At 47.9% G+C, this 22,299-nt stretch carries 18 protein-coding genes; 5 read left to right on the top strand and 13 right to left on the bottom strand.

Annotated elements, in window-relative coordinates:
- Positions 1-66 precede the first annotated feature (66 nt).
- On the top strand, positions 67-822 hold the full coding sequence (gene pstB, locus SK066_RS02605; RefSeq protein WP_188774581.1) for a phosphate ABC transporter ATP-binding protein PstB: 756 nt from the start codon (positions 67-69) through the stop codon (positions 820-822).
- 478 nt (positions 823-1,300) lie between these two features.
- On the opposite strand, the gene SK066_RS02600 is transcribed toward pstB, so the two are convergent.
- Positions 1,301-4,372, bottom strand: coding sequence for a glycoside hydrolase family 3 C-terminal domain-containing protein (locus SK066_RS02600; protein ID WP_320543541.1), 3,072 nt, complete (start codon positions 4,370-4,372; stop codon positions 1,301-1,303).
- Positions 4,373-4,696: 324 nt separating this feature from the next.
- Between SK066_RS02600 and SK066_RS02595 the strand changes: the two genes are divergently transcribed.
- The 3 genes from SK066_RS02595 (at position 4,697) to SK066_RS02585 (ending at position 7,457) form a co-directional block, all read left to right on the top strand.
- Entirely contained in the window at positions 4,697-5,260 is a 564-nt protein-coding gene (locus SK066_RS02595) for an RNA polymerase sigma factor (RefSeq protein ID WP_320543540.1), read from the top strand.
- Positions 5,257-5,988, top strand: a complete 732-nt coding sequence (locus SK066_RS02590; RefSeq protein WP_320543539.1) for a hypothetical protein — start codon at positions 5,257-5,259, stop codon at positions 5,986-5,988. The genes SK066_RS02595 and SK066_RS02590 overlap by 4 nt, the downstream gene beginning before the upstream one ends.
- A gap of 260 nt (positions 5,989-6,248) precedes the next feature.
- Positions 6,249-7,457, top strand: coding sequence for an S-layer homology domain-containing protein (locus tag SK066_RS02585; RefSeq protein WP_320543538.1), 1,209 nt, complete (start codon positions 6,249-6,251; stop codon positions 7,455-7,457).
- A 253-nt stretch (positions 7,458-7,710) separates the two neighbouring features.
- Here the strand turns inward: SK066_RS02585 and SK066_RS02580 are convergent, their stop codons facing one another.
- From SK066_RS02580 to SK066_RS02525, 12 genes are all read right to left on the bottom strand, one after another.
- Entirely contained in the window at positions 7,711-8,823 is a 1,113-nt protein-coding gene (locus SK066_RS02580) for a toxic anion resistance protein (protein WP_188774262.1), read from the bottom strand.
- Positions 8,824-9,046: 223 nt separating this feature from the next.
- A complete protein-coding gene (locus SK066_RS02575) occupies positions 9,047-9,856 on the bottom strand; it encodes a cell envelope integrity TolA family protein (protein WP_320543537.1) in 810 nt (269 codons plus the stop codon).
- A gap of 118 nt (positions 9,857-9,974) precedes the next feature.
- Complete coding sequence (locus tag SK066_RS02570; RefSeq protein WP_320543536.1) at positions 9,975-11,030, bottom strand: ATP-grasp domain-containing protein; 1,056 nt, start codon at positions 11,028-11,030, stop codon at positions 9,975-9,977.
- Positions 11,017-11,856, bottom strand: a complete 840-nt coding sequence (locus tag SK066_RS02565) for an HAD family hydrolase (RefSeq protein ID WP_320543535.1) — start codon at positions 11,854-11,856, stop codon at positions 11,017-11,019. The genes SK066_RS02570 and SK066_RS02565 overlap by 14 nt, the downstream gene beginning before the upstream one ends.
- Positions 11,856-13,022, bottom strand: coding sequence for a cysteine protease StiP family protein (locus tag SK066_RS02560; protein WP_320543534.1), 1,167 nt, complete (start codon positions 13,020-13,022; stop codon positions 11,856-11,858). Before SK066_RS02560 ends, SK066_RS02565 begins: the two co-directional genes overlap by 1 nt.
- A complete protein-coding gene (locus SK066_RS02555; protein WP_320543533.1) occupies positions 13,015-14,427 on the bottom strand; it encodes a phosphoribosyltransferase family protein in 1,413 nt (470 codons plus the stop codon). The genes SK066_RS02560 and SK066_RS02555 overlap by 8 nt, the downstream gene beginning before the upstream one ends.
- Complete coding sequence (locus SK066_RS02550) at positions 14,414-15,622, bottom strand: HpcH/HpaI aldolase/citrate lyase family protein (RefSeq protein ID WP_320543532.1); 1,209 nt, start codon at positions 15,620-15,622, stop codon at positions 14,414-14,416. Before SK066_RS02550 ends, SK066_RS02555 begins: the two co-directional genes overlap by 14 nt.
- 154 nt (positions 15,623-15,776) lie before the next feature.
- A complete protein-coding gene (locus tag SK066_RS02545; RefSeq protein ID WP_320543531.1) occupies positions 15,777-15,935 on the bottom strand; it encodes a hypothetical protein in 159 nt (52 codons plus the stop codon).
- A gap of 52 nt (positions 15,936-15,987) precedes the next feature.
- On the bottom strand, positions 15,988-17,271 hold the full coding sequence (locus SK066_RS02540; protein WP_320543530.1) for a TerD family protein: 1,284 nt from the start codon (positions 17,269-17,271) through the stop codon (positions 15,988-15,990).
- A 203-nt stretch (positions 17,272-17,474) separates the two neighbouring features.
- Positions 17,475-18,053: a TerD family protein gene (locus SK066_RS02535; protein WP_188774269.1), complete on the bottom strand. Its 579-nt coding sequence runs from the start codon at positions 18,051-18,053 to the stop codon at positions 17,475-17,477.
- Between the two features lie 129 nt (positions 18,054-18,182).
- Positions 18,183-18,782, bottom strand: coding sequence for a TerD family protein (locus SK066_RS02530; RefSeq protein WP_188774270.1), 600 nt, complete (start codon positions 18,780-18,782; stop codon positions 18,183-18,185).
- 593 nt (positions 18,783-19,375) lie between these two features.
- Positions 19,376-19,603: a hypothetical protein gene (locus SK066_RS02525; protein WP_320543529.1), complete on the bottom strand. Its 228-nt coding sequence runs from the start codon at positions 19,601-19,603 to the stop codon at positions 19,376-19,378.
- 1,223 nt (positions 19,604-20,826) lie between these two features.
- Between SK066_RS02525 and SK066_RS02520 the strand changes: the two genes are divergently transcribed.
- On the top strand, positions 20,827-22,272 hold the full coding sequence (locus SK066_RS02520; RefSeq protein ID WP_320543528.1) for a DNA-binding protein: 1,446 nt from the start codon (positions 20,827-20,829) through the stop codon (positions 22,270-22,272).
- The last annotated feature ends 27 nt before the right edge of the window (positions 22,273-22,299 follow it).

Raw genomic sequence — 22,299 nt, 5'->3', positions numbered from 1 at the left:
TAAGCTCATACATCCATGATCTTACGGGTCAGGCAACCACTCAAGGAGGAACTTTCAATTATGGTCATGCCAATGCCCTTCAGTACTGAAGATTTAAGTATCTATTATGGTGAGTTTCAAGCCATTAAAAATATCAGCATGGGTTTCCCTGCTGCAAGTGTAACTGCACTTATCGGCCCTTCTGGCTGCGGTAAATCGACGTTCCTGCGCTCTCTTAATCGTATGAACGATGAGATCGCTGGCTCTCGCTCCACCGGACATATCTGGATGGACGGAATCGACCTCACCGCGTCAGGCACCGACGTGATTAAGCTGCGTCAACGGATCGGTATGGTATGGCAGCGTCCGAATCCTTTTTACAAATCAATCTATGAAAATATCGCCTTTGGCCCACGCTACTATGGTATCAAAAACCGTAAGCAGCTAGACGAGATTGTAGAAACGAGTCTGCGTCGTGCGGCATTATGGGACGAGGTTAAGGATCGTTTGAAGGAATCAGCACTGGCACTATCCGGTGGTCAGCAGCAGCGTCTCTGTATCGCGCGTGCGCTGTCGGTTAATCCACAGATTCTACTGCTGGATGAGCCAGCTTCGGCGCTTGATCCAGTATCTACAGGGAAAATCGAGGAGCTGATCACGGAGCTGAAAAAGGATCTGCGTATCGTTATCGTAACGCACAATATGCAGCAGGCGGCACGTGTATCCGACTACACAGCTTACTTCTATCTGGGGACGCTTGTTGAGCATGGAGAGACGGATCAGATTTTCACGAATCCTGAGAAGAATTCGACGCAGGAATATATTATGGGGCGCTTCGGTTGAAGCGTCTTTTTTATGCTGTGGTGGGGTGCTTGAGCGTACACCACTCCGGGAAGGAATAAGGGGACGGACTCAGGTGGAGCCGCAGGAATCTTTTTGATTAGGAGTACATGAAGATTCCCGCCCCTCCAAAGCTGTAAGATATTTTGCTTCGCAAAAATCACTCTTCATTGAACCACGTGTTAGAAACTCACTAACACTATAAGTCGTCCTTACCCCTTATTTCCTTCCCTTCGTTCTGTGCGTCTTGCAGCAAATTGGTGAATTTGAACCTCAAACCTCAAACCTCAAACCTCAAACCTCAAACCTCAAACCTCAAACCTCAAACCTCAAACCTCAAACCTCAAACCTCAAACCTCAAACCTCAAACCTCAAACCTCAAACCTCAAACCTTTCAAATGATATTTATTGTTTTATACACTGGCAAATATATTTTCATGCTCTGATATGATTTAAGCTGGCATTCGTCTTCTCAAAGCAATTACAGCTTGGCTGGATTGAATCGGAACTCGCTAATCCGTGTACCTTGAGTTGGGACGAGGTATACGGCTTGGATGCTGTATAGGCTTGGATTTTTTATATCTGCGGTTACCTCTTGCCAGTTTTTATTTGTACTGTTTGCAGCATTGACTGTGCTTGTTGACTCCTCTGTAACAGGAACTGATAGGCTAGCGATAGGCTCAGAATCGATGTTGTCGATATAGACCTTAATCTCAGGTGTATTTGTTTGACTGCTAAGACATGCGGTTAGGCTGGATACGCTGGAATTGAAGTTCATATCGGTATAGAGTAGCCATGCGTTGTCGTTGATGGCTTCTGTTGCTGCACCTCCGTCGTTAGCTTCGATCAGATGGATAGCCTGATAGTTATCGTAATTTTCTGCTCGTATGGTCTGGTATGGATCGCGTGGCGGGATGGTTTCGCCTTCGATCTGTATGCTTTGCTCTAAACGAATATCGCTGGAGGAACGTCCGATAAGTACGTCATAGGCTCCTGTTTCAACTACATACTTGCTGCGTGTCACGTCCCAGAAAGCAAGCTCCTGTATCGGGAGCTGTAGATGTACCTGGATGGATTGTCCTGCTTGGATATGCACACGCTGGAATGCGCGTAGTGTTTTGAGCGGTTGCTTGACTCGCGATTGTGTATTACGGGTGTAAAGCTGTACGACTTCATCGCTGTCCAATCCGCCTTCGTTTTGGATCGTTACCTGTACGGTTAGCAGTGCATCGGCTTGTAGCGTATCGGCGGACAGCTTGAGCTCGCTATAGCTCATCGGTGAATAGGTCAATCCGTGACCGAATGGATAGAGCACCTCTCCCTCAAAATACTGATACGTACGACCGGAGCGAATGATATCATAGTCCAGCAGATTCCCTAGCTGCTCGGCAGAACGATACCACGTCATATTCAGTCGACCTGCTGGCGCATAATCGCCATACATTACATCTGCAATGGCATTGCCCAGCTCTGGCCCGGCATGGGTGGTGTAGACAATCGCTGGAATATGCTGCTGAATCCAATCCATCGTAAATGGATAGCTACCGACCACGACGACTACCGTATTCGGGTTAGCGGCATAGACCTGCTGCACCATACGAAGCTGTGAAGCTGCCAGCTCCAGTCCCGGACGATCTACCTCCTCTTTGCCGTTGATGAGCGGATGGTTGCCGACAAATACAATCGCGGTTTCGGCTTCGGTTGCCAGTTGTACAGCGCGTTCGATGCCATTTTCCAGCACTTCTTTGCTAAAATGAAAGGCTTCTGTGGAGCCTATCGTTTGTGCCGAAGCGGGTTCTGGAATGATCGATGAAGGAGCAACCTCTTCTATAGACACGATTGCTTCTACATCGCCCAGCGCAGCGCGTGCAGCAGCTGGAATTTGCCATTCTGCCTGCACGGGTGGATAGCGATGCTCACCCTCGGCAATACGAACGTTACCCTCCGTCTGATCCCAGTACAGCTCACGGCTATTCCAGGTACGAATGCCGATATGACCATCTGGCTGCTCGATCAGTCGTAGCACCTCCTTGGCAAACCAGCCGTACACTTCATCCGTGGCTGTAGCTAATCGCTGCTGCTCATCGTCTGCCGCTAGATATGTTCCTGTCGCTTCCGAGCGCAGGCAATAGCTGTCATAGCCCCAGTCGGATAAAATAAAGCGGTCTGCTGTAGACGAATACGACGCTATAGCAGGCTCGCTAGCACCAGCATCCTGATTGCTATCAGTAGCACCTTTTTCCGTTTGCGTACCGACACTTCCATCTACTCGCACGTTCAGCAACTCACCATTTGCCGTACGTAGACGGATACGATCATTTCCATCCGTATAATGAACAGCTCCAGCCACTTTATTCCGAATCGCTTCTACAGCTGTAACTGTATAAGGCAGTGTACCCGAATACCAGTCCCGATAGACGACCCCACCCAGCTCACCGATGATCGCTACGCTCCCAGTCGAGGTCGCCGATAATGGTAGCTTATGATCATCATTTTTGAGCAGCACAACTGATTTTCGAGTAGCTTCAGCGGCAGTTGCCCGTGCTGTCTCTGTCATCATCGACTCTTCACCGATGGCAGCATACGGATTCAGCTCCTCTGGATCGAACTCCCCTAGCATAAATCGCACACGAAACGTATTGCGTAGCGCCGTATCGATATCGTTCCAATCGAGCAACCCTTGCTCCAATGCTTCGCGTAGCGCCGCCTTGGACAGGTCGGCATCATCTGTAATGCTATCAATGCCTGCTTTGATCGAGGCAGCGACACCCGGGGTGTGAGAATCATAATATCCATGATCACGCATAATGCCCATCACATCGCCTGCATCGCTGACGATAAAGCCATCCATATTCCATTCATTCTTCACAACCTCATGCACGAGCGGATGCATCAGCGCTGGCGTTCCATTAATCGAATTGTAGGCAGTCATCATCGACTTCGCCTGTCCCTCTACAAATGGTCGCTCGAATGCCTTTAAGTAATACTCACGCATATTACGCGGGTCAATACTCGACGAGCCAGAGCCGCGATCCACTTCATTATTGTTACCGAGAAAATGCTTGAGTGTTGCCACTGCTTTTTTATAAACAGGATGATCACCCTGAATGCCCTGCACCAGCTTGCTCGTCAATTCGCCCGTGAGATATGGGTCTTCACCATATGCTTCTTCATTGCGACCCCAGCGTGGATCACGCTCCATATCCACCGTTGGTGCCCACAGTGTTAAGCCATGCACTTCTGGATTGCGCTTATACATCACTCGGGCTTCATCTGAGATCACGTTACCAATACGCTGCATCAGCTCTGCATCCCACGTGCAGGCAAGCCCAACAGGCTGCGGAAAATACGTTGCTTCTCCCAGCCATGCGATTCCGTGCGCCGCTTCGGTTCCATGCTTATAAGCCTTCACCCCAAGTCGCTCGACGGCTGGCTGATATTGCAGCATCGCTTCAATCTTCTCCTCTGCGGTTAGACGTGAAACGAGATCCTCTACTCGTTGATCTAGAGCGAGCGTATGATCCTGAAACGGATACGGTGTTGTTTTTGCCATCTATCATCGTCTCCTTTATGTATAAGATTGATTGTAATGTAGTAAAAACAAGCGTTAATTAGCGACATCGTTTTGCTGAAGCGCGAGCCCGTCTACCTGGGATAAGCTGTGCTATTCAAGCGCCTATTTTGTAAGCTTTATCCATAATGGTAAAGTAATCACCCTGCAAAAGAAAGCCCTTTCAAAGCTGTTCCTCAGGTCATAATTAGCGTAATAATTAGTGATCACCATGAGCATGATTTCAGGCAAATTGTAATTGTAGGATAACCTTTGCTGCTTATTGTCGTCTGTGTATATAGAGAGACTATGGATCAAGAGAGGGATATGATGCTAAACGATGAAGACATTGTGCAGCTATACTGGGATCGGCGCGAATCTGCGATTGAGGAATCGTCCCATCGGTATGGACGCTACTGCTACTCCATTTCGTACAATATTTTGCATGACTCAGAGGATGCGGAGGAATGTGTTAACGATACATGGCTACGCACATGGAATACGATTCCGCCGCAGCGACCGAATAAGCTATCCTTTTTTGTCGGACGCATTACTCGCAATCTGTCACTGGATAAATACAAAGCCAAAAAAGCGAAGAAACGGGGTGGCGATATGCCGTCCTTGCTGGAAGAACTAACCGAGTGTATTCCTGACAGCGCCAATGTTGAACAGACGCTACTGGATCAGGATTTGAACCGGACGATTAATCAGTTTATGCACACCTTGCCAGAGCGTGAGTGCAATCTATTTTTGGCGAGATACTGGTACGGCATGTCGCTGTCTGAGATGGCTGAGCGGTTCAAGGTGAAGGAAAACAATATTAAAGCCAGCCTGTTCCGCAGTCGCGGCAAGCTAAAAAGCTATCTGATTCAGGAGGGGATTGAGCTATGACGACATCGCTTACGCGTGAGGAACGATTGTTTCAGGCGATCGGTCAGGTCGATGATGTACTGCTGGAGCGATTGGAGCAGCAGCTACAGCTCATCGAGCATGCCCCTACAACCGTGGATGCGCCTGATAGCGATGTGATGAATACCCGTCGCCGTCGCTGGCATCGCACAGGCATCGCTTCCGCTCTGGCAGCAGTTGCGGTTGCCGCCTGTTTATTGATATTCAGCCCATTGTGGCAAAATCAGCCTGCGATGTACACCGCATCCGAGCCTGTTGTGAACAGCTACGTGTCCAATCAGAAGCTACCTGGTGGTGATGTATCACCGTCCATGCAGATGCCTGCAAATGGCACCTTCTTTTACAGCCATGAGGTGAAGCAAGCGCTACAAGCTAATCAGGGCAAGCAGGTCGTTTTCCTCGTTGCCATTGATCTATTCCACAATCATACGCCTGTCGCTCCAGATAGTGAACAAACGCGTGCAGAATTGAAGCGTCTACAGCAGCTACAGTATCAAGTTGGCTATACACGCTACTGGACATACAGTGACGAGATGCAGCAGACAGCAGGCACGATGGTTGCTGGTTATTTAACCGCCGCACAGCTGGAGCAATTTGCAGCAAGTCCTGATTACGGCTATTCGATTCATTTTGCTACAAATGGGGATGGCTCGCCGCTATCGGCTGAGCAGGGAATTTTCACCGATCCGAATAATCCGGCTTTGAAGTAACCTGTTCGTTTCATCGTGTTTGTTTAATACGGTGGTTTAGATGATTAGTTGGATGTATACGAATAGGCATTGGTTGGGATCGTAACGATTAATGTTTAGAAATTGATGTTTAGATATATCTGTTCAGAAATAGATATTCCGAGATTTATTCTCACAAATGTATATGGAGTGACATAACCATTCCTACGAATTGTCGTCTTTTAAGATAGAACGTTCCATTGTTATGGATGGATAAACCTATTTTCAAGGAGGAATATACAATGAACAGAAGCACAAGCAGGAAAAAAAGTAACGTAGCAGCAGGTAAGGCGGCTCCGGCAAATAAACGAAATCGCAAGCTCGGACAACGCCTGGCTATCTCAACACTGGCATTCTCGTTATTATACGGTGGCATTGCCACTAGCTCCTTCGCCGCTAGCTTTGACGATCTGAATGGGGTACCTGGCAAGGACAAAATTACAGCTCTAGCCTCTCAACAGGTCATTAACGGGATGAGCGATACTTCCTTTGCTCCAGGCAAATCGTTAACTCAAGCACAAGCACTGCATATGATGGTCAAAGCCTTCAAGCTTGATACCGTTACACGACCTGTATCAGACCCGTTGTCTGGCGATGAGAATCAAGCACAGCAGCAGGCCATCCCTGAGTTTAGCAAGGTGAAGTCTTCAGCATGGTATGCAGATACCTTCACTACAGCGGCGCGCGCAGGCCTGGATATTCCTACAACTATTAATCCAGATGCTCCCATCACGCGCGAGCAATACGTCGACTATGTGATGAGCGCGATGCAGCTTACTGGCAAAATGCCTGTATTCCGCATCATTCCACCAGATATTAAGGATGAATCCAAGATCGATATCAGTCATGTGGGCTCCATCCAGCTCGCTATCGTTTTGAAAATTGTAAGTCTGGATGCGAACGGTAACTTTAATCCGAAGCAAAATATTACGCGTGCCGATGCCGCGATCATGTTGTATGATGGCATGAACTATTTGAACCGCTTCAAGCCAGAGACCACGCCACCAGCCGACAATTCGGAAGCAACGGGCGATCTTCCTCTGATCGAGGATGCGCCTGCTGGCGAATCGTATGCAGTCACTAACAATGGCGACGTGATGCTGATGCAGGATGTTAAGCAGGCAATCGCTCAGCACGCTAGCGATAAGGATGCCCTATACTTCGTCGCGATTGACCTGACTCAGAACGGTAAGCCTGTCGACCCAGATAGCACGGAAGCAAAAACCGAGCTGCAACGTCTACAAGGTGCTGGCTATGATGTAGCGATGAATACAGGCTGGACGTATCAAGGACAGTTGGAAAAGTCCGAATTCCGCTACTTATCCAGTTATTTTACAGCAGATCAACTGAACAATCTGAAGCCCGATGCACAGTACGGCTATACAGTACACTTTTCATATAATGGCGATGGCTCGCTTGCACAGGCAAAGGACGGCGCAATTAACCACTGATCTTCTTCTCTGTCCTCCTATTATCATTTCAATACAAAAAGACCGCTTCTGTCATCGCAGATAGCGGTCTTTTGTATTGATTTCGATCTCGGGTTCAACGTCTACTTCAACCTCAATCTCTACGTTCATGTCAGCATCAGTATGCACATGTATATCAACTTCCACTTCGACCTCGACATCTACCTCTACGTGTATAGAAGTATGTTCATCCTGATAGCTCTCACTATACCGATGGCGGTGTCTCTCACGATGCTTAACGGAGTAAGTCTGCCAGCGGGTCGCGTGTGGACTCGATGCTGCGCGACGAGGGTGAGGGCGTATTCGCCTCTGCTTTTTCCAGACCGAGACGACGTGTCATCTGATCGTTGATGGTGGACAGCTTCGCTGTGTAATCCTGACAGCTAGCGATAATCTCACGGTTGGAGCGCTCCGATGTATCCAGTGCTGACATCAGATCGGCAATCGCCTGATTGACCGATTCCAGCGACATGGTCGGCTTTTTCAGTAGCTCTGCTGAACGCTCGCTGTTCGTCTTCAGCATCTGTGCATTTTGACGGAATTGATCCTCGATCGTCTGATTGACGCTCTCTACCGCATTGGCTACACGATCCTGATCCTCAATTGCCAGCGCGATCATGGCAGAGATTTTAATCAGATTAGCCGCTTTGTAAACGGAGTCGTTAACCGAGTCGATCAGCTTATCATTCGTATCATTCACGATATCCGTCGCGGCAATCGCCTGATTGAACAGCATAATATTTTCGGTCATCGATTGAACGCGAGTGACGACCTTACGCAGCCCGCGCTCCAGATACACTTTGCGGTGCTCATTTTCCGGCTTTTGGATCTCCGCCTCGAACAGCTTTTTGAGCTCATTCCCCATGGCGATCTTGTATTGCAAATTGTAGATTTCCTCCAGCGAGTTACGCTTGAGGGTACGCATGCTAACCATGTTTTCTTCCAGTGTGTCTTTACCATCGCGCAGACCCTGTACGATCGCATCGACGTTTTTGCTAACCGACTGGTATTTGTACACATAGTTTTTGATTGGGGACTTACGTAGTAGCTTGGCGAACAAGCCTACATTTTTACTTTGCTGGAGCGCTTCACATTCATCGCGCAGCGCTAGAATCAGATTCGATACCTGCTTGGACTTACCCGACATCAGATCGTTAACCGGACGATCCAGCATTTGTAGCGTCTGAGTAGCACGCTCCTGCGTTTGCATCCCCAGCTTGCCTACCTCATCCATCAGTCCATCCAGATTCAGATTATCCGCTCGAGATACCTGTTGCAAAATAACGCTAGCTTCCTGGGTTACCTTTTGCTCATCTTCTTTTTTTAACGAAATTGCAGGTGTTGCCATAAGATCATCTCCTTCAAGGCTGGTATACAGCCAGGATCGATATGACGTAGCAATGAAGTGCTATCACATCGTTATTGCTCTATGTTGTACTGCATCATTCATCATTTTAGGGCTGGATGCTACCACGATGCTGTTCATACATGGCGCATATATTCTACTGAGACTCTACGATTCCTATTATTGCATGACGAGTATCGCTCTGTGCTGTCACTCAAACTACCGATCAAGAATACCGATGATGTAATAGCTCCGCTCTGGACTGAAGCTCCATCAGGTCCTTATGCTCAATCGTCTTCACGATCTGGGTCACGCGATTGTTCACGTCCTTTAATCCATCCAGTAGAATACGACGATTTTTCGTTTTTGCTTCACCACTTAATCGTAGAAATGGATTGATCACACTATTCAGATCATTCATAACTAGACGCTTGATCGTATGGTTGATATCATCATTATTTAATTCAGACAGAATCGGAATAAGACGTTGCAATCGTAAAAATAAGGAGCAGGACTTCTCCACAATCTCGTTATCCAGATTATGCTTCTGACCCTCGGAAATGATCATTTCCTCCAGTACGCCGAGATATTCCAGCACGGGATGGAAGATAGGTAACACGTCTATATTGCCCTTATTCGCCGACTCTGCGGCAGCCTGCTGTGCGCTAGATGCCTGCACACGTGCAGTATTCGCTGAGCGTGCCGCCTCTTCCTGCTCGCTATGACGCTGCTGATCCGCAGCCCGTTGACGAGCCGCCTGCTCATATTGCTCCTGCAACGAAGGACGACCGGACGGACTTGCACCAGGCGCTTGATTCGGTCGCGCCTGTGGCTGGGACAGAGGGGGCTGTGTCGGTGCCGGTGGTAACGCAGCATCACGCTGCGAACGCCCTGCCCACACTACGCCATAGATGGAGCCAGCGAGCGGGAATAACAGCGTCACGTAATCGGGTGTCCATATACCGACCAGACAGCCGGCAAGATATCCAATAGCGCCACCAAGCACTGTTTTGCCAACGATTTTGCCTGTACTCATCTGAAAAACACCTGCCTCTGCAAATTTCTCATGTACTATGCTACGTACACACATGTCCGTCGGTTGCGTCATCCGCGCAAACAATATAAAAAATACTACATATCTTCAACGGAACCGATCAGGCTTGTGGCTGCTCGGTATGCTCGCGCTGCATCACAAGTGGCTGCTCTACATATGTCGTTAATAGCCCGTATTCCGGCTGCTGAACCTCTACCGGATAACCAAGCGCCATTTTCACAGCCAGATAAGGGAAATTAATTCCCGTTAAGCAAGACATGTGCAGCCCACCGGACATGCGTGGATTGATCTCTAATGCTTTTGGAGTGTCCCCCTGATAAATGAGCTGTAGATTATAATTATAAGGAATTCGATAGAAGCTTGCTACCCGCGCCGCAATCGCCAGCAATTCCTCGTTGTGCTCCAGCAATCTTGATCTGCCGCCATTTTTGCGTCTTGGAATTGCAGCGAGCAGCTCGCCCTCTGGCGAAGCCAGACAATCGATACTATATTCCGGCCCTTCCAGCAGCTCCATCACCATTAGCTCTGGGAATGTCTCTACGCTGGACAATGTGCGATACACATGGTCAAATGTAACGCGCGCACTAACTGTAGAAAATAGATCCTCCAGCGGATCAGATTCATTATTGATCACGCGAAAGCCTACACCGCCCTCCATCCGTGTCGGCTTGAAGCATACGTGTAATCCCTTCGCTTCAATTCGTTCATAAGCAGCCTTGAACTGCTCGGCCGTATGTACAACCTCATATTCCGGTACAACCATCAATTGCTGTTCATCCGCAGACCGGAAGAAATTCCCCTTATCCTCGATCTCATCCAGCAATTGCACATCTGTACAGCACACCAGCTTCACGCCCATTTGCGCAAATTGCTCGGCTGCTGCAACGACATAACGCATTCCCCAGCGCGGGACAAACACCTCAATCTCATGCCGACGGCAAAAATCAAGACAGTACTCTGCGTACTCGTCTCCTGTCAGCACTGGCTCCACTTCCGTATAATCACAGGACAGCAAGGACACATGCTCTGGATCGCGATGAGAACCATAAATTTCAAATTGCAGGCCATCCTCATTGTTACGTACCGCTTGAATATAATGATAGCCTACCGCAAAGCTGCGGTTAAACCAGATTCGGATCTTTTTATCGGTACTCATTAGCATAGCTTCCTTCCCTGTCCATAATATCCACTACAAATTGCAAAATATCCTCTGCTGCTACAATGCCAGAGCGTGCGGTGAAGCCAAACGGCAGTTCCTTCAGCGTTCCCGTTCCATATGCACGATATAATTCTCCATGAGCAGGCGCAATCGCTTCATCTGCCGCTTGTAGCAAGCCAAGATCAAGTAACGAATCACCAGAAGCAATCACATGCGTTGCACCACATAAGGTCTTCACATGCGCTATCGCACGATTTTTGCTCACTGGAAGAGGAACCAGATACACCTTACGTCCCTGAATCGATAGCCCCCAGCCCAGTTGCTCCAGCTCAGGCGCAAGCGCCATAACCTGCTCATACGGCATATCCTCCCGTTTCACAAGCACGGAGAAAAAGGTATCCTCCCAATAGCTCTCTCTTACGACCCATTCTGGCTGCGCAATCCGGTGGAACACCGCGATCGCCTCATCCGCAGGTGCAGACAGCTTATGCACATCCTCCATGATGTAGGCGTGCCACTCCTTATCGATCTGTCCACTTTTCAAAATATGCGCGCCATTGCTGGTGATCGCATAGGCAGGCACGACGTGATCACGAAACAGATGAATGCGATCATACAGCTCAATCACCCTTGTCGTCACCGGTACAAATGGAATCTGATCGGCAATGCGCTGAAGTCGCTCCAGCGCTAATTTGGAAATATGGGACGTTATTCGTCCGTCTACCATCTCAGCAGGCAGCATCGTATTCGGATCAAGCTCCATTCCACGCGAACGCTCCGAATAGATCAGCGTCTGATCCAGATCACTTGCATATAACAGCATTAGCCGTCACCATCTCTCGGTTTAATTATTCCACAACAGGCGTAGGTCATATCCGGCTTGATCTCGATATCGGCTCCACGCTCACGCGCCAGATGTAAGATATGCTGCAAGTGCGGATTGTCTTCGCGATCGATCAATATTTTCCACGGTACACGGCGTAGCAGCACGCGTGTCGTCTCCCCTACACCGGGCTTGATCAGATTAATATCATTCAGTCCAAATTGCTCCTGAATCGAGCGAATATCCTCCATCCCCTGCCAATCGCCCGGTTCAGGCTGCTCTAGCAATGCAGTCGCACGCTCTACGGCCTCCTGCTGCACAGCCGCGAAGCAAGCGCTAATCCGATCGACGAACAGATTCGATAGATCCTGCTCCAGCCAGTGACGATAGAACTTGGAACCATGAAAATCATGCTCCCCGATCAAGTCCGAGCGTAGCACTGTCCGACTCATCAAGCCCGATACCGTAGAGTTCAGACAAGCGCTTGGAATTAGAAAATCCTCACGCGTGCCATACGTATCCGAGCAGCGACCCGGATCGGCAAGCACTGCCAGATCATCGCTGAGCTGCACACCGTAGCGCTCCTGAAATTGACGACATGCCTGCATCAGCACGCGGCGAATGGCCCCTTTGCCTGTCCAGCCATCGACAAATTGAAGCTGCACATCTGTACCATGCTGCTGCAAAATATATTTGAGCGCATTCTCGTCAATGCCCTTACCACGAATAATCGAGATACTATAATGCGGCACATCCAGTCCGTACACCTGCTGCATATAACGTTTAATCAAAATACCAACCGGCGTTCCTGCTCGTGCCAGCGAGACGAGGACAAGCTGTCGCCCACGCTTGCGCATCATACATTCACTCACAACACCTGCTGCGAGCGCTACCTGCGTTGCCGAATGCTCCAATGCCTTATGGAACAGCCCGACATATTCCTCGGTTGGCTGATACTCCTCTGGCAGCATCTCCGAATAATGCGTCCCCGTCTGAATCGCTTCCTCGCGTTCTTCCGTTCCACGCTCCAGCTGTACATCACTCAGATCCTTGAGCAAAAAGACAACATCGTCGGCACGGTAGCTACCGAGCGGTACAGGTGCCGCTAATGCTGGTTCTGCCCAGTTAGACTGTGTCTGCGCCTGCTGTGCTATAGGCTCACTCATCGCCATTCTCTCCTTCATCCTGCGAATCACGGTGCGAACCACAGATGACTACATTCACCTGCTTGAAGCCGCGTGAGCGCAATACATTCAGCAGTCCATCCAGATGCCCATCCGGTACACTCCGTTCCAGAAAAACAAACACATCATCATATCCGCCAAACGGAATATTGTATACGTAATTGTTTACACTGGAATCCTCTGGCGATGGGAAAATATCGCCGCTGTAGATCGCATAATCCGTTGCCTTTGTGCGATAGACCGGACTGCGTGTTGTGGAATGATACTTCACACCCTCACCCATCTCAGCAGCAATGCGCATCGGAATGTACATGAATTCCTCCGTGCCAAGACAGAGTGTATTCGTTCCCTTTCGCAGGGCACATAACTGACGAGCTGCCTGACGCATACCCTGCTCCAGTACAGCATTCTTTTCAGATGTCAGACCGAATCGACCTGTCCAGCGAACGAATGGAGCATGATGCTGAATACCAGCGCCATCTACCGACGGGTAGCCGCTTAATTGCTGGAATACACCGTCCAGCTCGGTATAGGTAACCGGAACGCTCTCATCCAGCTCAATCGGTGCAAATGGTGGATGCACAAGCTGTGCCTGACCATCCACCGTGATCCGTCCTTTGACTAGCGATAACGGTACGATCGTGATGTCTAACTCCTGCTCCAGCTCAGCATAGCGCTGCACATGCTGCTCACTACGCCAATCGAGCAGCGAAGCAATATAATAAGTCGGGCGCGGATAACGCTCATGTAGCGCACGAATAATATTCAGTGTCGTTTTGCCTGTCGTCACCTCATCATCGACGAGTACAATCGGCTGTTGACCTGCAATCATATCCTTATCCAGCGCATAACAGCGATGTGATACTGCATGAGAATGTTCCTCTTCAAAGGTAATGACTGGCGTTAAGCCGGCTACATCATGACGCGTGGTGTGTACATAAGAGGCTTGCCCACGGAATGGTGCATACATGCTGTGCCCTAATGCCGTTGCAGTCTCAGCAAAGCCGATAAATGATACAGGCTTCGTCAATACCAGCCCGGTCTCCATCAGACGCTCATAGGCTTCCCTGGCACCTTCTCCTGTCATTAATGCCTTCAATATATCAGGCAACAGCGTAGATAGTGGATCAGACGTTTCTTCGTTGTCATTTGCATCCGTCTGCTCCAACTCACGATACAGCAGCAGTGATAAGGCGGCTCCGCTAAGCAGCGATACATACGGATCAACCGCCAGATGCTTGCCGAGTACGCGACTAACAAATAGAAAAGAGCGCTTCGGATTAATGCGCGCTGCCATCTGAAATAGACGCTCCAGCGGCAATCCAAACGGATTGCTCTCCACTTCCACCTTTACCTGTAATTGCTCCAAAATATTATACGTATACACTTCGTTCCTGCTCGGAGAGGAGGGAGATAAAATGTTGTTGTTCATGCAGCACCCCATATATTTTTGATCTAGCAAGTACCTTTTTAGCCCAATTCAAATGCGGCTTGATTTCATTCATCTTGTTGGAATAGCCGCTTTTGAATACGCCCAGCTCTCCATTGTTACGCTCAATGATGCCGATCGCATCATCATATTCCTCGCGTGTGACCGTGTACATTGACTGCACCAGTCGGATATGTGATGGATGAATGATCGTCTTGCCTACGATGCCATTTTCCTTATCCATCATCACCTCGCGAATCAATCCGTCCACATGACGATTAATATATTCGTTACGCAGGCGACGTCCATCCGGCCCCAACGCTTCTTCAAACGGAGACTGCCGAATCTGCGGCTTGAGTACACGCTCTCCACTGGCAAAATACTCCCAGACTGGCCCCGAGATCACATACGGCGCATCCATCCGTCCAAATAGATTAATAATATCCGAAATACAGTCCCGAATCGGCGCAATCTCATAGATCGTCACATCTGGATTACGACGTAATCCAAACAGACTGGAGAAATCAGTTGCGCCAATACGCACATTCAGTACATAAGACCGATACTGATCCAGCACACGCTTGATCGCCAGCAGTGCATCCAGCCGACTTTCCCGATAGATCACCTCAGCGGTTTCCAGAATCGGTAATCCGTACAGCACCGGCGCACAGCTATCCTTGCTCTGATTATGCTGCGCAATCGTCTGAAAATAACGCTCACCCTGCTCTGCGCCAAACTTCGGCAGCATCACCCCGGTAATCATCTCCATTAACGGCCCCATCCGCTCCAGCACACGCTGAAGCTGCTCCACGCTGCGAACGCGGATGAACATTAGCGGTACACGATTATACAGCGCAGGGTCCTGCTCCAGCGACATACGCAGACGATGCATCTGCACCGTCAAGGACATCTCCGCAGCTTCCACCTGCTGATCGCCAATCGCATCCTCCAGATCGAACACCCATGAGGTCAAGCCCAGATGCTTGCCAGACAGTACATCCGTAGCAATCGTTGGACGTGTAGCCGGGCAATACAGCGCAGCACCGACCGCATACGCCAGTAACTCCTGCTCCGATGTATTGTTATAGTCTACAGGTAAAGAATAAAATAACTCCTGTTCTTCCGCTTGCGATAAATAATTAAAATAACGCATATTACCCCTCCCGGTATACACCAGCTCATATAAATCTACTCCGTAAGGCTATCTCTCAATACAGCCCAATTTCCATGATGTCTGTCACGATGCGGCTTGTTCAGACAACCGAACACGAAAACCCTCCTATTTGTGCAAACAGGAGGGACGCTTGTCATCCGGCACGTTCTGGTGCCGGGAAGGATACCACTTGCTTAATCCATACCGTATAGCTTTTCATGCAGTTCGTATCGTTGCGCTGAATAACAGGCAAACGACGATCTGCACCCTTGATCAAGCAAAGACGTTTGTCCGTACCATGCTGAGCGTTCACTCCTCATGATACAGGCAAGGTAGAGAGCGTTTTGTAGCCTGCTCGATCTCTATTATTTGCGTCCTGCTGTCCAGCGCATATTCCAGTTGAAGGCAAGGTCCATCTCCCTGTGACCACTAAAATACTGTACAACCTTCTCAATGCTAAACGTATCACCAACATTTTGAATCATCGCCACGGCACACATCGTCCGGCGATTATCCGGTTCATCCAGACGAACGATAATGTCTGGCCCACCCTGCTGCTGAATCGTCACTACACCATCTGCCTCCGTCCAGCGACTAATCCCTTCATAAATAAAGGAGAATACCAGCACACGCTTAATCTCGGATAAACGATTCCCATTGATGCGCATATTCTCACCATTCGAACGTTCACCCGTGCGATCATCCGCATCCAGCGAAATGTACGGTTCCATTGTCAAACTACCAAAACGATTCCCGAGCGCCTGCACGACACCCTTGCTGCCATCCTGTAGCTCGTACAGACAGCCCAGATCCAGATCGGCGCCCTGCGTACTGGAACCACCAAAGCCAAAGAATCCACCGCTTTTCCCCTGCTTCCGATTCCAGTTCAGATTAATCAGCAGCTCACCAAGCGCTCCGCCCGGCTTCTTCTGTAGATTAATCACATCGCCCTTTTTCTTCAGCTCAATCTTCGATAGATTCAGTGGAGCGGGCGGCGGCGAAGGAGCAGCAGGTGGTGCGGATGGCGGTACAGAAGGTGGAGTCTGCTGCACTGGCGGAGCAGGTGGCGGTGGTGGAGACGTACTCTGCGGCTCCGCTGGTGCTTCAACCTCCACACCGTAGCTACCACATAGCTCCTGTAATCCACCAAAATATCCTGCCCCTACAGCCGCAAACTTCCATTCTCCCTGATACCGATACAGTTCCCCAATGACAATCGCCGTTTCATTGGAAAAGCCAGCTTCCAGATTGTATCGAAACACCTCGGTCTGTCCCGAATCGACTACACCTCGTATGTACATCTGCTGCATGCGGCTAAATGTATGACCGGGTATCTCCGCATTATAAATCGTCAATGTTATCGCAATTTTATCGATCTGCTGTGGAATTGAAGAAAGTTGAATATCGAAGCGGCGACGATCGGTTCCGCTTCCCTGCTCAATGTATCGAATAAAGCCATTGCCAGCATTACCGTAAAAGATCAGATCATCATCACTAGCTACACGCCCATTCGCCTGTAGCAAAAAAGCCGATGTATCCAGCTCCATCGCATCCGGTGCCTGCCAGCCTAACAACAGGCTAAACTGTGACAGCCCCGGTCGATTTTTCGTTACATCTGTTTTTTGTCCTCTGACGATCGTACTACTCATGCTTCCACCTCCTGCAACGATATCGCCTGATGTTAAAATGACATACAGGGACGTACCCTGTATGTCATTGGTTATTCTGTAACGATGGCGAGCGGTTAGGCTGAACAATCGCTACATATTCATATCTGTTATTATCCGATTATACTCCTATCGCATGACGATATCGTAGGGATAACCCCCTCGCCATGCCAATGGAATGGTAATTACGCTTGCAGACCGTAGTCGCGTACCAGACCAGCCAGACCGTCGCGATAGCCGCTACCGATTGCGCTGAATTTCCACTCTGCGCCGTGACGGTACAGCTCGCCTACAACTACGCCTGTCTCGATCGAGAAGTCTTCACCCAGATCGAAGCGGATCAGCTCTTCATTGGTTGCATCATTTACGATACGTACATAAGCGTTAGATACTTGACCGAAGTTCTGGTTGCGAGTATCTGCTTCATAGATCGTGATGGTAAAAGCAATCTTCTCTGTTGTTGCTGGTACGCTTTGCAGGTCTACCTTGATCTGCTCATCATCGCCATCACCAGCACCTGTACGATTGTCGCCGCTGTGAATAACAGAGCCGTTCTCGTTTTGTGGGTTATTGAAGAAAATGAAGTCCTTGTCGCTTGCTACTTTACCTGCACCGTTTGTGCAGAATACAGATACGTCGAGGTCAAACTCGCCGCCGCCATCATATTTATTCGTATCCCAGCCCAGACCTACTGTGATTTTGGAAAGTCCTGGATTTGTTTTCGTCAGATCGATTTTTTGGCCTTTGCTCAAGTTGATTGGCATAATAAGTTCCCTCTTTTCTCAATATATAAGTATAGGTGATTCCGTTTGCTGTTATTGCTAATGTACACTAGAGGTTTTGCCTTGTTTCCTAAACCTATTGCGGATATCGCAGAATACGAGCCTTGTTACTTACACGTATTCACGAGCAAGGATATCTACATGAGCCGCATGCTTACCCTGACCGATGGCATTGAACTTCCACTCTGAGCCGCTGCGATAAATTTCGCCCGTCACGAGAGCGGTCATACCCGCATAATTATCTGTCAGATTGTAACGCGCCAGCTCTTCACCCGTTTGCTCATTGGCTACGCGGATATAAGCCGATGCGATCATACCGAAGTCCTGACGACGCTGCTCTGCCTGGTAGATGTTCACCACAACAAGAATCTTGTGCACATCTGCCGGCACCTTGGAAAGGTCGATAGAGATTTGCTCATCGTCACCTGCACCCTCGCCTGTCAGATTATCGCCACTATGTTTTACAGAACCGCAAGCGCTGGTCAGATTGTAAAAGCAGACCAGATTTTCCTTGCGCAGCAGTTTGTCGTCTTCACTAAGCATCAGCGCCGATGCATCACAGTCGATATTAGGCGTAGACTTTTTGAAGCCGAACAATCCACGGGATTTTTCTTCGGCAGGGTCCCAGCCGAGTCCAACCAGCAGCTTTGTCAGATCACTGCGGCCTTTGGTCAGGTCAATCTTTTGTCCCTTAACGAGATTGATTGTCATGAATGAGATAGGCCTCCTTTTTGCACGTAATGGTACATAATACTGTGCAGGTCGAGCAATCGTTTCATTTTTTTCAAATCAGGCAGAACAGACCCGGCTAATCCAGGGCTAGCCTGCCGCCGATGACGGCTCCTGTCCTGCGGGAAAATGATCGCTCGTACAAGCATCGATCATCGCCCTATCTCCATCTTAGCAGAGCAACAGGGGCAAAGGAAAATTTCGCCATACAGAGCTTCCATCATCGTGGAATATTCAGGTAATATGTATCATTAATGGCAGTCAATCCATCTTTATTTTCTCACACGTTAGTAAAAAAACAAGCCGTCCCTTTTAGATAACGGCAAGCATCAACAGCATGTAAACCCAGGCGGGTCAGTATGTAAAGCTGATCTCCCCAGTATGTAAAAAGCGCCCGATTACAGGAATCAGACGCTTCATTGTGAAGATGTTCAGGGATCTATAAGCTTCGATAGCTAGAATTAGTAGAAATGAATATAGACATAATCGTTAGAATGAGAGTGTAGCAGCAATCGCTAGCAGACGTTGTGCTGTTATCGAGAGCTGTACAGAGCTACGATGGTCAGCAGCCTTATTTATCGGGCATGCTTCTTATGGTTAACCGCATTGCCTTTGAAAAAATAAAGTGCGATCATATCCCCCAGCGACAGCAGTACAAATGCCACAATGGCTGTACCGAGCGCTTCACCGGCACTATTTTGCAGACCGTATAGCCAGAACAAATAGATAATAACGGCGGGAATGATGTTACCAATCAGCCGCTGCTGGACAAACATAACAAAGGCTACTAAAAGCCTGTTCATGGTGGACCCTCCAAAAGATGTAATAGACTTCCGAGTTTCATATACCCATAGCCGGAAGTGCATAAACGGTAAAACTCAGGACAGCCTGTGAATGTGCATATCTTCGCTCACAGAACCCCATTATTATACATTTACTGCACCGCGAACAGTGTATAATTGACTAATTAAGTCATTACATTTTTGTCGAAAATTATCAATGAGCAAACAGACCATCATCATGGCCACGACAAAGAGACAAACCTGCACCAGAAGCTGGGGCGCTTCCACGGGTAGAGCAGATTTTTTCTCCATGTATAGCATCACTACACATTTCTCAGTATGACAGCAGTTTACAAAAAATATACGACAGAACTTTCATAAACAATGACTTCATTTTAAGATATTCATGTAAAAAAAAGCCCAACCAATTCGGTACTGGGCCACTCTCGTTCGCCTGTGCCTGGCTCAGGCGTTCTTGCTCATAAAGCTAGGTGTTACAGCGTGTATGCGCTGTAATCTTACCATCATGCATGGTACATGATGTGTTGCTACGCGTACTCCATTAAGCGTACGCTATGGGGTAAAGCTATGTAGCCATATGGCTACCGGAATTGCTACAGGTATTCTATGATATAAAAAACACGTACTTATGATATAGGTAAAGCTACTGTTCCCAGACTGGATCGGGACGCTGCCAGTACAGCCACAAATGCATCTTCTCTATCGCTGCATGTGTTAGTCTGTTACTTCCCCACCGCGTGTGATCCGTCCTTATTCATGCTTTGGTGAAACGTTACGACCAGGCAATAGAATGTGCAAGTCAACAAGTACCGACCTGCATGTCTTACAATTTCTATTATTACAGCAGTTTGCGAAAATCGGACTTATTTTTTTTGTAATCACATCCTTTTTTTTGAATCAATGTGAATTGACTGGAATTCGAAAGATCCTATATAACAAGTTACCAAAAACGTACATTAGAGATTTTGGGTAACCTATATAATAATAAAAATTATCATTTTTTGGCAAAATAAATCGCGTCTTGTATTCGAGCACTATCGTTTCTTTTAGAGTACAGGGTCGATATAAAGATATGGCAATCCAAATGTGTTAAACGGAAATGTTGACGTATGGGTTATGTACCTTTGATTATAAAAATTTTACAAAATTGTGAAACGTGCAGGCTATATTGCTACGTAGTAGATGAGTAAGTCGACAACGTATTGCACCGGTGCTTCATCCGCATGAAGTTTATGCATGACCATAAAGAGGTGATTCACTTGCAAAAATATTTCACCACACTGCGCCACGAGCTAGAAGCCGAAATCGCGCGTCAGGGCTATTCCCTGAGTAGCTTTAGCAAGGCATCTGGTATTAATCGGGGCATCCTTAGCTCCACCCTGAACGGCTCTCCACCCAAACCGATGTCCATTAACCAATTGGATAAAATGGTACAAACACTGAATAAACCCGAAGGCTGGCTGTATGAAAAGTTCGCCCAGGAATGCTTCAACGAGTCCGGCAAAACGAACTGGCGCCGCGTTCGCCCTTTACTACTGCGCTGTATCGAGCTGGATCGAAACGATTTGATCAGCCGTACACTGGGGCTGCTGATGGAGGACCCGAACCATATTAGTCATGTGTTTGAATTAGCGGAGGAGCTCTCAGCTGCGGGACAGGATAGCTCTGCGATCGTGCTGTATCGCTGTGTTATTGAGAATGAACGGAATTATCATTCTGAGCGACTTGCTGTTAGTCAATATCGTATATTTTCTAACTCGCTCAGCCATAATATTGAGAATAATCTTAAAGCTGCTATTGCTTTTGAGCCTTTTCGTAATCAATTGCCTGTGCCTCTAAAACTAGAAGCTTTATTAAAGCTTGGCAATGTATTTTATACAGTTCAGGATTGGGAAGCGACCTATCAATATGGAACCGAGCTATACACCTTTGCCAAACAAATTTACGATTACCGACAATCCTCAATAAAGAAAGGCTATACACCAAGGTCACTTCTACTCGAACATCCGCTGGTGTATTACTATGGACAAGGATTGACAATACAATTTAGTTCGTTTGAATACACTGAAAGATATGATGAGGCTAAACCTTTATTGAATCAGTTAGAAAATCTAGACTGGTTTGAAGATGATCATCCACAGAATCAAATGCAAATTGAACGCTTTCGTTTCTTTACTTCACTGAATCGCTTTAGCATCGAGCTACTATCTGGAAATATAGAAGTTTTAGCTGACTATTCTGCTCTGTTGCGTGCCCATCCTGAAGAAGCACTAACTGGTCTGCATACCATTTTAGAAGCCGCAAATAAGCATCATTGGAATGTAGATTTTGTGTTAGCAGATCATGAAGGTCTACTTTATCCTGCCGAAATTGTTGGTGATCTCGATACTGATCTGACTCATACAGCTATTTTTCAAGGCTTCAGAGACGAATCGATCATCATTAGTCGTTATGTAAGTATGTATTATGAGTTAGCAATCTATTATTGCAATCATAAAGTTTATGACAATCGATTAGAAAACATATTGATTGCTCTGGAAACTACAATTGTAAAATACAATCGTGGTCGTATACTCGATTGCTTGCAATTATTCAAAAAATTACGTGAATTGAGCGAACCAATGAAACTGCATAAAGTAAAGAAAGACAATCAAAATAGTACTGAATAATATTGGAGTATTGGAGCGTGTAGTCGC

The sequence above is a fragment of the Paenibacillus hunanensis genome, from assembly GCF_034055775.1.
GTDB classification, from domain to species: Bacteria; Bacillota; Bacilli; order Paenibacillales; family Paenibacillaceae; genus Saccharibacillus; species Saccharibacillus hunanensis.
Note: the sequence above shows the minus strand (reverse complement) of the source record. Positions and strands in the feature narration are given on the sequence as shown.

What these genes read in the sequence shown, in the direction of transcription:
- SK066_RS02530 (WP_188774270.1), bottom strand. Translation starts at nt 18,782, where the DNA reads ATGACAATCAATCTCGTTAAGGGACAAAAGATTGACCTGACCAAAGGC.
- SK066_RS02575 (WP_320543537.1), bottom strand. Translation starts at nt 9,856, where the DNA reads ATGAGTACAGGCAAAATCGTTGGCAAAACAGTGCTTGGTGGCGCTATT.
- SK066_RS02540 (WP_320543530.1), bottom strand. Translation starts at nt 17,271, where the DNA reads ATGAGTAGTACGATCGTCAGAGGACAAAAAACAGATGTAACGAAAAAT.
- SK066_RS02535 (WP_188774269.1), bottom strand. Translation starts at nt 18,053, where the DNA reads ATGCCAATCAACTTGAGCAAAGGCCAAAAAATCGATCTGACGAAAACA.
- SK066_RS02580 (WP_188774262.1), bottom strand. Translation starts at nt 8,823, where the DNA reads ATGGCAACACCTGCAATTTCGTTAAAAAAAGAAGATGAGCAAAAGGTA.
- SK066_RS02590 (WP_320543539.1), top strand. Translation starts at nt 5,257, where the DNA reads ATGACGACATCGCTTACGCGTGAGGAACGATTGTTTCAGGCGATCGGT.
- SK066_RS02565 (WP_320543535.1), bottom strand. Translation starts at nt 11,856, where the DNA reads ATGCTGTTATATGCAAGTGATCTGGATCAGACGCTGATCTATTCGGAG.
- SK066_RS02550 (WP_320543532.1), bottom strand. Translation starts at nt 15,622, where the DNA reads ATGCGTTATTTTAATTATTTATCGCAAGCGGAAGAACAGGAGTTATTT.
- SK066_RS02570 (WP_320543536.1), bottom strand. Translation starts at nt 11,030, where the DNA reads ATGAGTACCGATAAAAAGATCCGAATCTGGTTTAACCGCAGCTTTGCG.
- pstB (WP_188774581.1), top strand. Translation starts at nt 67, where the DNA reads ATGCCAATGCCCTTCAGTACTGAAGATTTAAGTATCTATTATGGTGAG.
- SK066_RS02585 (WP_320543538.1), top strand. Translation starts at nt 6,249, where the DNA reads ATGAACAGAAGCACAAGCAGGAAAAAAAGTAACGTAGCAGCAGGTAAG.
- SK066_RS02560 (WP_320543534.1), bottom strand. Translation starts at nt 13,022, where the DNA reads ATGAGTGAGCCTATAGCACAGCAGGCGCAGACACAGTCTAACTGGGCA.
- SK066_RS02520 (WP_320543528.1), top strand. Translation starts at nt 20,827, where the DNA reads ATGAAGTTTATGCATGACCATAAAGAGGTGATTCACTTGCAAAAATAT.
- SK066_RS02600 (WP_320543541.1), bottom strand. Translation starts at nt 4,372, where the DNA reads ATGGCAAAAACAACACCGTATCCGTTTCAGGATCATACGCTCGCTCTA.
- SK066_RS02595 (WP_320543540.1), top strand. Translation starts at nt 4,697, where the DNA reads ATGATGCTAAACGATGAAGACATTGTGCAGCTATACTGGGATCGGCGC.
- SK066_RS02525 (WP_320543529.1), bottom strand. Translation starts at nt 19,603, where the DNA reads ATGAACAGGCTTTTAGTAGCCTTTGTTATGTTTGTCCAGCAGCGGCTG.